Below are 12,199 nucleotides of genomic sequence, written 5' to 3' on the forward strand. Positions count from 1 at the left end.
CCTGTTCAGGCTCTCGCCCACGCCGCTGGTGCCGCTCGAACTGATGCGCGCCGCGCTGCGCCTGTTCTACACCAGTTTCACGCGCGCGCTGCCGTATGCCCTGGCGCCGGTGGTGCTGCTGTTCGCGCTGGCCGGGTCCGGCTTCCTTCTGGGCCAGACCGAGTATCTCGGCCAGGCCTGGGCCTTGTACCTGATCGGCGCTTTCCTGGTGCTGTGCCCGGCGCTGATGGCACCGCTGGTGGTGCAGGTACATGCCAGCGCGCATGCGCGATCGGTGAGCGCGGGCGAGGCGCTGCGGCGCGGCCTGCGCTGCTTCCTGCCGTGCCTGGCGGGGGCGGCGCTGTTCATGCTGGCGGTCGGGATCGGCTCGCTCATGTTCATCGTGCCCGGCACGTATTTGTTTATCGCGCTGGCATTCTGGTGGATCGCGCTGGTCGTCGACGGGCTGCCGGTACTCAAGGCCCTGATGAGCAGCCTGCGCCTGGTGCGCGGCCACTGGTGGCATGTGGCGTTCGGATTCAGCTATGTCTATCCGGTGGTGTTTTGCGTCAATGCCTTCGACGTCAACATGGTGTCGCTGTCGAACCAGGTTGTGGAAGCGGTGGTGGCCACGGTGATCGCCGTCGTGCTGTGCGCGCTGGTGCCGATGTTTGTGTCGGCCAATATGGTGGTGATTTACCATGACCTGACTTTGCGCCGCCAGCGCGCCAAGGCGGGCTGAAGATTGAGCCGAGATTCTGAACTCTGGACTGATACTGTGAAATTTGAGCCGATATCTCGAGCATTTGGGCCGATATCGAAATTTTGAGCCGATACTGGGATTTTGAGCCAATATTCCTGATATTTGAGCCGATTTAGCCAAATTTGAGCCGATACAAAGTAAATGTGAGCCGATTTTGGCGGATCTGGCCTGAATTTAGGTAGAATCGGCCCATAGATCGGCCCATGATCGGCCCAAAATGTTAAGTAAAGACCACCTGACACCCGAAGCTCTACTGCAAGCCTTTGGCGACATTGCCACGGCTGGGAACGAGTTCGTCTCGTCTTCCCAGCTAGTCAACGCGACTGGCTCAAGCAGGTCTACGGTGAAGAGAATGCTGTCGCGGTTGGCATCAGCCGGCAAGGTCGAGGTAACGAGCAGGGGCCGCGCAACGCGATATCGCTTGCTGACAAGCGATGCTACTGTTGTCCCTCAACCGACAGCAACAGCCACGCCCACCAGCGCCATCTCCACCGACGAGGGACCCCGCTGGAGCGCCGCCAGCCTGCAGCTCCGGCAACAACTGACACGGCCTGTGGCGGCCCGCACCCCCGTCACGTATCACCGGGAATTTGTCGACAACTACAAGCCCAACGACACTTTCTTGCTGTCTCCTGAACTCGCGGACGAACTGGTTGCGCTCGGCCACCTCCCCGGCCGGCTTCCGGCGGGAACGTATGCCCGTAAAGTGCTGGAGCAATTGCTGATCGACCTGTCATGGTCATCCTCTCGTCTCGAAGGTAATCGCTACACCCTTATGGATACGGAAAGGCTGTTCAAAAGCGGCGCTGCCGCGACCGACAGCGATGCCATCATGCTGCTCAATCACAAAGCTGCCATCGAGTTCATTGTGGAGGCGGTTCCCCTGCAAGGGCTCAATACCCGTCTGGTTCGCAATGTGCACGCCATACTCATGCACGATCTCTTGGTTGATGCTGCGTCACTCGGCACGATGCGCACGCAAGTCGTCAACGTCAGCGGCAGCACCTACATTCCGTGCCAGGTCCCGGCGGTGCTGGAAGAGATGTTCGAGCGCATCATCCTGAAGGCGCAGCAAATCAAGAATCCTTTGGAGGCATCCTTTTTCCTCTGGGTAAACCTGGCGTACCTCCAGGCTTTCGAAGACGGCAACAAGCGCGTGAGCCGGATCGCCGCCAATATTCCGCTGATGCTGTATAACCAGGCGCCACTGTCGTTTCTGGATGTGGATCGTGAAGATTATGCGCTGGCGATGATGGGTGTGTATGAAGCGTGCGATGTGTCGATGGCGGTTGACCTCTTCGAATGGACCTATCGGCGCTCCCAGACCAAGTACCAGGCCGCGGCGGGCGCGTTGGATGCGCCGGATCCCTTCCGCGTGAAGTATCGCGAAGCACTCAGCGAAGCGGTGGGAACGGTGGTCCGGCGGCGACAACCGATGGCGGAGGCAATAGTTTCACTGGAATTGCCCGCCGAGGACATGCCACGATTCCAGGAATTGCTCGCACAGGAACTGAACATCCTTGCCGATTTTAACTGTGCGCGCTACCGGCTCGGCATGAAAGAAACCCAAGCCTGGATTGACGAAGGCCGCCCTGTCCGCTAGTTCAGTGCTCGGTACCGGCGTAAATCCACATCGGCGCGGTGCGGCCGGCGCGTGTGAAGCCCAGCGATTCGTAGAAGGCGATGGCGTCGCCGTCGGCCGTGAGCATCTGCTGGTGAAAGCCGGCATAGCGCGCGCACAGCTCTTGCATCATCAGGCGTCCGATGCCCTTGCGCTGGTGCGCCGGGTCCACCAGGAAATGCGGATAGTAGACCACCAGGTGGCCATCCGAAATGGCGTTGCCGATGCCGACCAAAACGCCATCCTCGCGCGCGGTGACCAGGCTGTGCGAGTTGCGCAGAGCGGCCATCAGCTGCTCGGGTTTGTCGGCCGAGGACCATTCGTTGGCGCGGTACAGGGCGATGACTTCGGCGTCGCCGATCTGGTCGTTCAGGCTGATGATCATACGTAGGGGCCGCAGGCGTCGTTGAGAGTTCTTTATGGTAACAGTCAGCGAGGCAACGCGCTGGCGCCGCCCTACAGCACGCGCTGGAAGGTTTGCCGCACCCAGTCGCGCTCGCCGTAATCGAAATGCCACCATTCGCTGGCGATGCCGACAAACCCGGCCTGCGCCATTGCGGCGCGCAACAGTTGGCGGTTTTGCACCTGCAGCGGCGTCAGTTCTCCGCGCGCCAGCAGCACGTCTTCACGCGCCGGATGCGAACGTTCGCTCATGTCGTCAAACCCCGTTCCCATGTCGAGTTCGCACCCGGTCTCGTCGAGAATGGTGATGTCGAGCGCCATGCCGAACGAGTGGATCGAACCGCGCTCGGGCGGCGCCAGGTACATGCGCAGGCCGGTGCCGTCGAGCGCGTCCCACAGCGCTTCCTGCACCCGCTGCGGGCGCAGCGCGTCGAGGATCAGCGCGGTGCAGCCGGGCCGCTCGCGGGCCAGCCAGGCCACCACCTGTTCCAGCGCGCTAGCGGCGTCAACGTGCAACCAGGCGCAGTCGAACGGCGAATACAAGTCGCGCCCGGTGAAGTTGTCCGGTCCCGCGTAGCGCAAGTCGACCGCGATGCCGCCAATGCTCGACAAATGGCGGAAGTCGGCGCATTGGCCGACCTGTTCGATCGGCAAGACGTCGATCATGGCGCCACTCCCCGCGTCAGGCATTCGCGCGCCGCCGCACCGATGCAAGCGACCAGGGCACGGGCGCCGTGCGACAGCGGCGCGTTGCTGGCGGTGAGCAAAAACAGCTGCACGGGAATCGGCGGCGCCCAGGCGCGCCGCTGCACCCTGGCGTCCTGCGCCGACGCCGCCGTGAACGGATCGACCACCGCCATGCCGGCGCCAGCCTCGACCAGAGAGCGGGCGATCTGGTAAGTCTGCACCACCGTGTGGAACACCGGATGGACGCCTTGCGCCTCGCAGGCGGCCACCAGCTGTTCGCCGAGCGGGTCGTTATCGGCATGGCCGATCAGTTCGCCACTCAATCCCTCGGCGCCGACCGGCTGGCCGCACGCGTCCTCGTCCCAGCTCCCTAGCGGGGCAATGACCGTCATCACGCCCTCGGCCAGCGCTTCGGCCACGATGCCGGGGTGGCGCGGGTCTTGCAGCGACAGGGCCAGGTCGGCTTCGCCCAGGCGCAGGGTCTGGACGATTTCGCTGGTGTGGTGCGTGCCGAGCTCGCAGCGGGTGTGCGGGAACGCCTTGCGCCACACCGTCATGGCCTGCGGCAGCACGCTGATGGCGATCGTCGGCGTGGCGACCAGGCGGATGGTGTCGACCGCGCCACCCTTGAGGCTGGCGGCGAGGCGACGGATGCCTTGCAGGTCGCGGTGCAGTTTTTCGGTTTCGGCGAACAGGCGGTGCGCCTCGGGCTTGGGATAGAGCTTGCCGCGCACGCGCTCGAACAGCGGCATGCCCAGTTGCAGCTCGCAATGCTGCAAAACCTTGGTCACGGCCGGCTGCGAAATGTGCAGCACCTGGGCCGCGCCGCTGATCGTGCCCACCTGCATGATGGCGTGGAAGACTTCGATGTGGCGCAGGCGCATGGCGGGCTTATGCCGCTGGCTTGATGGCGGGCGCCGTCAGGGCGTCGAGCAGGGCCGCCGTTTCGGCGTCGGGCGCGCCATCGATGGTGACCGGGCGGTATTTCATCTGGAAGGCGGCGATGACGTTGCGGGTCGCTTCGTCGAGCAGGCCGGTCTGCGGCACCGCGTAGCCGACCGTGGCCAGGCGCGCCTGGAACCAGGCGACGTCGGGCAGCATCAGGTCGTACACGGGGCGCGCGGCGGCCACTTTGGCGGCGTCGGGCCAGGCCACCAGGCCGTGCCGGGCCAGCTGGTCCCATGGGAACATCGGGCCGGGGTCTTGCTTGCGCTGGGGGGCGATGTCGCTGTGGCCGAGGATGTTTTCGGGCGGGATGTTGTGGCGCTTGACGATGTCTTGCAGCAGCACGATCAGGCGGTCGACCTGGGCTTGCGGGAAGGGGTACCAGATGCGGCCGGTGGGCGATTCGGTGAAGCCGGGGTTAACGATTTCGATGCCGATCGAGCTGCCGTTGAGCAGGGTGTAGTTTTTCCAGTTCGATACGCCGGCGTGGTTGGACTGGCGCGTTTCGTCGACCAGGCCGTAGACGATGGGGGCGGCTTCATCGGTCAGCAGGTAGTGGCTGCTCACCGTTTGCTGGGTTAGTACCTTGATCGATTGCGGCAGGTTGATGGCCGTGTAGTGCAGGACCACGAACTTGACGCGGCTGCTCTGGCCCTTGGCCGAGTAGGTGTGGTCGATGGCGGGGCCGGTGGCACAGCCGGTGAGCAGGGCGATCAGGAGCGTGGCGAGAAGGGTTTTCATCGGTCAGTAAAGGAGGTAGAAGTTCAAGTTCCCCCCGTCATTCCCGCGCAGGCGGGAATCCAAGTTTCACGCTTAGTTGCTGGCTGCGCTACGAACTTGGGTTCCCGCCTGCACGGGAACGACGGCGGTGGCGGCTAAACGCGCCGCCGCATGATGAGCGCAGGCTGTCGTTTGCGTCAAGCTTAGCGCATCCGGCAACTCGCTGCGCATCGTGTTCACAATCAGCGGATGCAGCGTGGCTGCGCGACCGGCCAGCGCCACCGGGCGCGCACCGAAACGCGCCGTCAGCGCCCGCGCCAGGCGCGCCAGTTCGCGTCCCGCTTCCATCAAAATCGCCGCCGCCACGGGATCGGCGTCCGCACTGGCGGCCACCGCCAGCGCCAGCCGCCCGACCGCGCCGCGTTCCTGTCCATACATGAACTGGCGCGACAGCGCCCAATCGTCGCCGCCAATCTGCGCAAACACGGCCTGCGCCATCGGCGACGCGCGCCAGCGGCCCGGTTCTTCATCCTCGTTGCGCCAGATGTGGCGCAGCGCCTCGCGCGCGATCCAGAAGCCGCCACCGCCGTCGTCCAGGATCACGCCGCGTCCGCCGGCACGCTGAAACACGCCATCGGCATCGATAAAGGCGCCGATCGAGCCGGTCCCGGCGTACACCAGGTAACCTTCGCCCGGCGCAAAACTGGCCAGGTAAGCGATTTCGATATCGCTGCTCAGCACCACCGCTTCGGGCGGCAAGCCGAGCGGCGCGGCAAGCCACTGCCGCAACTGCGCGCCATCGCCGCCGAAACCGGTCAAGCCGGCGCGCACCGTGTGCGGCTGGCCGTGCACCAGCACACTGGCCGCCAGCGCGGCAAAACTGGCTTGCACACTGGCGCGACCGTCGCTACTACCCATCTGCAAGGCCGACAAGCCGGCCAGCTCGCCCTCGGCCAGGATTGTGCCGTCGGCCGCCGCCAGCGCCCAGCGCGTGCTGGTGCCGCCGGCATCGATGCCCAGGCCCGGTCCACTCATGGCGTGAGGACCGGAACGCGTTCGCTTTCGTTACCGAGGCGGTCGACGGCGCTGACGAACACGGCGCTGGCAGGGCCGTGCTTGACGTCGTCCTGCACAATCCAGTCGGCACGCGATGCGGGCACCACGGCAAAGCGCCATTCGCCGCCGTGGCGCGACCAGATCGCGTACTGCGCGTTCGACTTGCCGGCCGTGAGCTTGAGCGCCACGCCATTGCCCTCGCGCCGCGCAGTCACCGTCGGCACGCCTGGCGCCTCGGTTCCCAGCCATGGCGAGGCCGGCACCAGCGCCGGGGCAATGTAGTGGCCGGCCTTGAGCTGGTCGGTCAGGCCCTGGCGGTTTTCCATCAGCGCCACCATGCTGAAATGCACGTGCCCGCCGGCGCCCGCGCGACTGCGCGTGACGCCGATCTGCTGCACGATTTCCCTGGCCGGGACGCCTTTGCTGGCGGCGCCGACACGGCTGGTGAGCAGCCCCGGCCAGATATGGCGCCGCTTGCCGTTCTGCGCCACCCAGTAGTCGAGCAGCACGTCGTAGGCTTGCGGCGCCTGGGCGATCGGCCAGTACAGCTGCGGCGACAGATAATCGAGCCAGCCATTGGCGAGCCATAGTTCGGCGTCGGCGTAGAGCTTGTCGTACTGGCTGAAGCCGACGATGCCTTTCGGACGGCGGTCCGGACGGCCGACGCCGAACGGGCTGATGCCGACCCGCACCCAGCTTTTTTCGCGGTGGATGCCGGTGTACATCGCTTCGATCAGCTTGTTGACGTTCTGGCGGCGCCAGTTGGCACGGTCAAGCTTGCCGCCGGAGAGCAGATAGCGCTGCCAGGCCGGCTGGTCGGGAAACTCCAGCTCGGCCTTGGGCGCCCAGGCGCCGTCCAGCGCGGCTGTCTCGGCACCGCTGGCGCCGGGCGCTTCGATCGGGTAGGGATAAAAATAGTCGTCCAGGTGCACGCCGTCGATGTCGTAGCGGCGCACCACGTCGAGGATCACGTCGAGCGTATGTTTCGACGCCGATTCTTCGCCCGGGTCCATCCACAGAAAGCGCCCATAGGTTTTCACGGCGGCCGGATTGGATTTGGAAATATGGTCGTGCGCGGGCGCCGACTTGGCGGTGGCGTGGCGCGCGCGGTAGGGGTTGAACCAGGCGTGCAGTTCCAGCCCGCGCGCGTGGGCTTGCGTCACCCAGAACTTGAGCGGGTCGTACCAGGGCTGGGGGGCCTGGCCCTGGGTGCCGCTCAGGTACTCGGTCCACGGCTCCAGCTTGGATGGATAGATGGCGTCGGCGCTCGGACGCACCTGCAGCACGATGGCGTTCAGGTTCATCGCCTTGGCGCGGTCGAGGATGGCGATGGCTTCGGCCTGCTGTTTCTCGGCCGACAGATTGGCGCGCGAGGGCCAGTCGATATTGGCCACCGTCGAGACCCAGGCGGCGCGAAACTCGCGCGGGGCCAGCGGCGGCACGGTCTCGCTGCCGCCCTGGATGGTGGCCGGGCTGGGCGTCACGCCATATGCCGCGCCCGGCGCCACCGGCTTGTCCGTGGTGCACGCTGTCATCAACCCGCTCAGCGCGATGGCGCCGGCTACTCCTGCTCGCGCAAATGCGCGTCTTGTCCTGTTCGGCTGCAAACCATTCCCCAATTTAAACTTTTACAAACCACTTCTTGCGCCACATGGTCCATGCGATCAAGAACATTGCCGCATTAAACAGCAGAGCATAAAGCAAAGAGCTGTTGACAGGCGACACGCCAAGCGCCGTCACCTGTGCATACAGGCGCGCCGCCAGGGGCACGCCGCCGGGTGCGATAAAACCCAGCATTTTAGACACCAGTCCGGAAAAGGCGAAGATGAACAGCGCATTCATGCCGTAAATGATGAGCGGGGTGCTCCAGCGCGCCGCCGCGTTGCGGATTGCCGCATGGGGATTGGCGTCGAGCAACCAGTAAAAACTGGAAAACACGATCAGCGCCCAGCCGGTCATGAACAGGCAGAACGAGGGTGTCCACAGGCTTTTGTTGATCGGCATCAGGATCACGTCGAGCATGGAACCGATCCACAGCAGCGCCAGGCCGGCCAGCAACATCCAGACGGTCTGTTCGGTGCGCGAGTGGCCGGATAACAGCCAGCGCCCCGCCAGCACGCCCAGAAGCTGGCTGCACAGGGCGGGAATGGTCGAGAGCAAGCCTTCGGGGTCCCAGGTTTTGGATTGTGGCCACAGGTGGCCGTCCAGCAGCAGGCGGTCGAGGTAAGCGCCAAAGTCCTGGCCCGGTTCGAGCACGCCGGCGCCGATGCCAGGCACGGGTACGAGCAGCATCAGCACGCTGTAGAGCGCCAGCAAGCCGATAATCCACAGCACTTGCTGGCGCCAGCTGAAATACAGCACGATGGGCGCGGCCAGCAGGGTGCAGATGGCGATGCGTTGCAGCACGCCGGGGATGCGCACGGTGGACAAGTCGAACCCCGGAATCAGGTTCAGCGCCAGGCCGATCAGGAAGATGATGCCGGCGCGTAGCGCCAGTTTGCGCAGCAGGGCCGGTTTGTCGGCGCCGGCGGCGGCCAGGCGGCCCAGCGAGAACGCCATCGAGACGCCGCCGATGAACAGAAAAAATGGAAAAATCCAGTCGGTGAAGGTCCAGCCGTGCCAGTGCGCATGCGCCAGCTGGGAATACAGATGGCTCCAGTCGCCCGGATTGTTCACCAGGGTCATGGCCGCGATGGTGAAACCGCGGAAGGCGTCCAGCGAGGCGAGGCGGGCCGGCGCCGTCATTGATCGGTCTTCTTGCCGAACTCCGGATCGATCTTCACCAGCGCGGCCATGATGAAGGCGGGAATCGTCATCAGGCAGACGTAGATGAAGAAGTTCTGGTAACCCAGGAATTCCTGGACTTTGCCGCTGAACATGCCCGGCACCATCATCCCGAGCGCCATCAGCCCGGTGCAGATGGCGTAATGGGCCGTCTTGTGCTCGCCGTCCGAGACCATGATCATGTACAGCATCATGGCGGTGAAACCGAAGCCGTAGCCGAACTGTTCCAGTGCGATGCTCGCGGCGATCAAGACAAAATCCTGCGGCAGCGCGGTGGCCAGGTAGACGAACACGACGTCGGGCAGGTGTACCGCGAACACCATCAGCCACAGGCAGCGCTTCAGGCCCAGGCGCGAGATCAGCAAGCCGCCCAGCAGCCCGCCCAGGGTCAGCGCGATGATACCGATGGTGCTGTAGGCCAGCCCGACCTGCGCGGTCGTCAAGCCGAGACCGCCCTTGATGACCGGGTCCTTCATGAAGGGAATCGCCAGTTTCAGCAATTGCGATTCGCCCAGGCGGAAGGTGAGGATGAAACCGAGGATCAACCAGATGTCGCGCTTGCCGAAAAAAGAGGCAAACGTCGCGAAGAACTCGGCCAGCTTGTTCTCGCCCCCAAGCACGGTCTTGTCTTGCGCCGGATGCCCCAGCACCACGCTGTGATAGGCGAACAGGCCACTGAACAGCGCCGCGAGCACGAAAAACACGACCGACCAGGCAAAGCCGACGTCGCCCGTGCTGGTGGTCAGCTTGCCCGCCAGCATGGCCATGGCGCCGCCGCCGGCAATCGTGGCCAGCCGGTAAAAGGTACTGCGCACACCGACGAAGGCGGCTTGCTGGTATTGCTTCAGGCCCAGCATGTAGAAGCCGTCGGCGGCGATGTCGTGGGTGGCTGAAAAGAAGGCCATCACCCACAGGACGGCCAGGCTGGCCTGGAACCAGCCCGGCAGATGCATCGTGAAGCCGACCGCGGCCAGCGCGGCGCCGATGGCCAGCTGCAGCGAGACAATCCACCAGCGCTTGGTGCGCACCATGTCCACCAGCGGCGACCAGAGCGGCTTGACGACCCAGGGCAGGTACAGCCAGCTTGTATAGAAGGCGATATCGTCGTTGCCGATGCCGCGGTCCTTGTACATCAGGACCGACAGGGTCATCACCACCACGTAAGGAATGGCCTGGCCGAAATACAGGGAAGGGACCCACAGCCAGGGGCTTCTATCTTGCTTGGTTTGCATCGCAGTTTGCATCGCAGTTCGTATTGTTCTTTCGTGATCATGCAGGCAGGACAGGCCGCTGACGCCGGCCCGCGCACGTCACGGGATGGCTCAAGCGGCCAGTGCGTCGCGCACGCTGCCGCGCGCGCTGTCAAGCAGGGCCCTGGCCTGGCCGATACTGGTTTTTTTGGTCAGGGCCACGATGGCGACCTTGACATGGAAATCGCATTGTTCCAGCACCGCGCGGGCGGCGGCCTCGTCGGCGCCAGTGGCAAACATCGTCAGGCGGACCGCGCGCAGCACCAGCTTGGCATTGCTTGGTTTCAAGTCTACCATCAGGTTGCCGTAGACCTTGTGTAAACGCACCATCAAGGCGCTCGAAAAGGTGTTCAGGGCAATTTTCTGCGAGGTGCCCGCCTTTAAACGGGTGCTGCCGGAAATGACTTCGGGGCCGGTGTCGAGCGTGATGCCGATCTGCGCGCCGCGCACCACGGGCGCATCCGGATTGTTGGCGAAGCCGACCGTGAGCGCGCCGGCTTCGGTGGCCGCTTGCAGCGCGCCCAGCACGTAGGGAGTGGCGCCGGAGGCGGCCAGCAGCAGCACCACGTCGTCGCGTCCGGGATTCAAGGCGCACAGGTCGGCCGCGCCCTGGGCGCTGTCGTCCTCGGCCCCTTCGACGGCGACGAACATGGCGTCGATGCCGCCGGCCAGCAGCGCCAGCGCGCGTTCGTGCGGCCAGGAAAAGGTGGGATACAGTTCGACGCTGTCGAGCACGCCCAGGCGGCCGGAGGTGCCGGCGCCCACATACATCAGGCGTCCGCCGGCCTCGATGCGCGGCAGGGCGGCCGTGACGGCGGCGGCGATCTGGCCTGACGCCGCCCGCACCGCGCGCACGGCATTGAACTGGTCGTCGACCAGTGCGTTGACCAGGTCGGCGGTCGGATACTGGTCGAGGGCCGCATGCTGGCCATCGGGCGTTTCGGTATTCAACATGGCCGCTCCGAAAATGCTGGGATGCGGCTAGTGTAATGCCAAACGAATGGGGTTCAGTATGAATCAGGCAAAAGTAAAAACAGGCAAAAGTAAAAACAGCCTCAGGCGACGCGCCGCATCTCCGCCACGAAATCGTAATGGTCGCTGCGGCAATACGAATGGGTCAGCTCGACCGCCTGGCCCGATTCCAGGTAGCCCACGCGCGTGATGTACAGCACGGCCTGGCCTTCCGGCACGCCGAGCTGGCCGGCCAGGACGGCGCCGGCGTTCATGGCGCGGATGTGCTGCAGCGCGCGCACCGGGGTGTGGCCGGTGGTGGCCAGGTGTTCGTACAGGGAATTGCCGACCGCCTCGGGCTTGGGCAGCACGCTGGAGGGAATCACGCTCACCTCGTACGCCATGACCACGTCGTCGGCCAGGCGCAAGCGTTCGAGGCGGGCCACGCGGGCGTTCGGCGACAGGCCCAGGCTCAATTGTTCGTCGGCGGACGCCACCACCACCGAGCGGCTGAGCCACTGGGAACCGGGACGGTAGCCGCGCTGCTGCAACTGTTCGGAAAAACTCGACAGGTTCGACAGCGGCTGCTCGATGCGCGGCGCCACGTAGTTGCCGGAGCCGCGGCGGCGCACCACCAGGCCCTGCTCGACCAACTGGTCGATGGCCTTGCGGGCGGTCACGCGCGAGACATCGAGCTGCTCGGACAGCAGCCGTTCGGACGGCAGCGCCTGGTCGACCTGGTAGCGCCCGTCGCGCACATCCTGGATCAGCTTGCGCGCCACTTGCATGTACAGCGGAGAGTTGTCGTTCGAATCGACCTTGAAATCGGTGTGGGTAGTGCTCATTACGGTTCCGCTCATGGTCATGGTCCTGTGCTGCTGCCGTCATGCCGGCGCGCGCAACAGTGTAGTTGTAGTGCCGCTGCCAGTCAGTATGCGCCAGTATGAAATTATTCACCGCGCGCATATCAGCACGTTATAGCGGGGAACATCGTGTGGCGCTGGTCGTACATTCTAGCCTGATTGGATGGCCGGCTCCCGC

General features: G+C 64.7%; 12 protein-coding genes. 2 read left to right on the forward strand and 10 right to left on the reverse strand.

Annotated elements, in window-relative coordinates; genetic code table 11:
- The first annotated feature begins 28 nt into the window (after nucleotides 1-28).
- Together F0185_RS06285 and F0185_RS06290 are read left to right on the forward strand one after the other, a co-directional pair.
- Entirely contained in the window at nucleotides 29-721 is a 693-nt protein-coding gene (locus tag F0185_RS06285) for a hypothetical protein (RefSeq protein ID WP_167222595.1), read from the forward strand.
- Between the two features lie 238 nt (nucleotides 722-959).
- Nucleotides 960-2,345 carry a Fic family protein gene (locus tag F0185_RS06290; RefSeq protein WP_167222597.1) on the forward strand — a complete coding sequence of 462 codons (1,386 nt, stop codon included), beginning with the start codon at nucleotides 960-962 and terminating at the stop codon, nucleotides 2,343-2,345.
- Nucleotide 2,346: 1 nt separating this feature from the next.
- On the opposite strand, the gene F0185_RS06295 is transcribed toward F0185_RS06290, so the two are convergent.
- The 10 genes from F0185_RS06295 to F0185_RS06340 all read right to left on the reverse strand — a co-directional run bounded on the left by F0185_RS06295 (nucleotide 2,347) and on the right by F0185_RS06340 (nucleotide 12,003).
- Nucleotides 2,347-2,748: a GNAT family N-acetyltransferase gene (locus tag F0185_RS06295; protein WP_167222599.1), complete on the reverse strand. Its 402-nt coding sequence runs from the start codon at nucleotides 2,746-2,748 to the stop codon at nucleotides 2,347-2,349.
- Nucleotides 2,749-2,819: 71 nt separating this feature from the next.
- Nucleotides 2,820-3,431, reverse strand: coding sequence for a M15 family metallopeptidase (locus tag F0185_RS06300; protein ID WP_167222601.1), 612 nt, complete (start codon nucleotides 3,429-3,431; stop codon nucleotides 2,820-2,822).
- Complete coding sequence (locus F0185_RS06305) at nucleotides 3,428-4,336, reverse strand: LysR family transcriptional regulator (protein WP_167222603.1); 909 nt, start codon at nucleotides 4,334-4,336, stop codon at nucleotides 3,428-3,430. Before F0185_RS06305 ends, F0185_RS06300 begins: the two co-directional genes overlap by 4 nt.
- 7 nt (nucleotides 4,337-4,343) lie before the next feature.
- Entirely contained in the window at nucleotides 4,344-5,138 is a 795-nt protein-coding gene (locus tag F0185_RS06310; RefSeq protein WP_167222605.1) for an N-acetylmuramoyl-L-alanine amidase, read from the reverse strand.
- Nucleotides 5,139-5,210: 72 nt separating this feature from the next.
- Complete coding sequence (locus F0185_RS06315) at nucleotides 5,211-6,152, reverse strand: N-acetylglucosamine kinase (protein ID WP_167222607.1); 942 nt, start codon at nucleotides 6,150-6,152, stop codon at nucleotides 5,211-5,213.
- On the reverse strand, nucleotides 6,149-7,708 hold the full coding sequence (locus F0185_RS06320) for a glycoside hydrolase family 10-like protein (protein WP_167222609.1): 1,560 nt from the start codon (nucleotides 7,706-7,708) through the stop codon (nucleotides 6,149-6,151). Before F0185_RS06320 ends, F0185_RS06315 begins: the two co-directional genes overlap by 4 nt.
- A gap of 85 nt (nucleotides 7,709-7,793) precedes the next feature.
- Complete coding sequence (locus tag F0185_RS06325; RefSeq protein ID WP_167222611.1) at nucleotides 7,794-8,918, reverse strand: acyltransferase family protein; 1,125 nt, start codon at nucleotides 8,916-8,918, stop codon at nucleotides 7,794-7,796.
- Nucleotides 8,915-10,189, reverse strand: coding sequence for an MFS transporter (locus F0185_RS06330; protein WP_167222613.1), 1,275 nt, complete (start codon nucleotides 10,187-10,189; stop codon nucleotides 8,915-8,917). Before F0185_RS06330 ends, F0185_RS06325 begins: the two co-directional genes overlap by 4 nt.
- Nucleotides 10,190-10,279: 90 nt before the next feature.
- Nucleotides 10,280-11,161: an N-acetylmuramic acid 6-phosphate etherase gene (locus F0185_RS06335; protein WP_167222615.1), complete on the reverse strand. Its 882-nt coding sequence runs from the start codon at nucleotides 11,159-11,161 to the stop codon at nucleotides 10,280-10,282.
- 101 nt (nucleotides 11,162-11,262) lie between these two features.
- Nucleotides 11,263-12,003 (reverse strand): GntR family transcriptional regulator, encoded by a 741-nt coding sequence (locus F0185_RS06340; protein WP_167222617.1) that lies wholly within the window; start codon nucleotides 12,001-12,003, stop codon nucleotides 11,263-11,265.
- Nucleotides 12,004-12,199: the final 196 nt, after the last annotated feature.

This window comes from Massilia rubra, assembly GCF_011682065.1.
GTDB classification, from domain to species: Bacteria; Pseudomonadota; Gammaproteobacteria; order Burkholderiales; family Burkholderiaceae_D; genus Telluria_A; species Telluria_A rubra.

Coding starts and splice junctions, on each gene's coding strand:
- F0185_RS06310 (WP_167222605.1), bottom strand. CDS start 5,138: ATGAAAACCCTTCTCGCCACGCTCCTGATCGCCCTGCTCACCGGCTGT.
- F0185_RS06290 (WP_167222597.1), top strand. CDS start 960: ATGTTAAGTAAAGACCACCTGACACCCGAAGCTCTACTGCAAGCCTTT.
- F0185_RS06330 (WP_167222613.1), bottom strand. CDS start 10,189: ATGCAAACCAAGCAAGATAGAAGCCCCTGGCTGTGGGTCCCTTCCCTG.
- F0185_RS06305 (WP_167222603.1), bottom strand. CDS start 4,336: ATGCGCCTGCGCCACATCGAAGTCTTCCACGCCATCATGCAGGTGGGC.
- F0185_RS06315 (WP_167222607.1), bottom strand. CDS start 6,152: ATGAGTGGACCGGGCCTGGGCATCGATGCCGGCGGCACCAGCACGCGC.
- F0185_RS06320 (WP_167222609.1), bottom strand. CDS start 7,708: ATGACAGCGTGCACCACGGACAAGCCGGTGGCGCCGGGCGCGGCATAT.
- F0185_RS06325 (WP_167222611.1), bottom strand. CDS start 8,918: ATGACGGCGCCGGCCCGCCTCGCCTCGCTGGACGCCTTCCGCGGTTTC.
- F0185_RS06340 (WP_167222617.1), bottom strand. CDS start 12,003: ATGAGCACTACCCACACCGATTTCAAGGTCGATTCGAACGACAACTCT.
- F0185_RS06295 (WP_167222599.1), bottom strand. CDS start 2,748: ATGATCATCAGCCTGAACGACCAGATCGGCGACGCCGAAGTCATCGCC.
- F0185_RS06335 (WP_167222615.1), bottom strand. CDS start 11,161: ATGTTGAATACCGAAACGCCCGATGGCCAGCATGCGGCCCTCGACCAG.
- F0185_RS06300 (WP_167222601.1), bottom strand. CDS start 3,431: ATGATCGACGTCTTGCCGATCGAACAGGTCGGCCAATGCGCCGACTTC.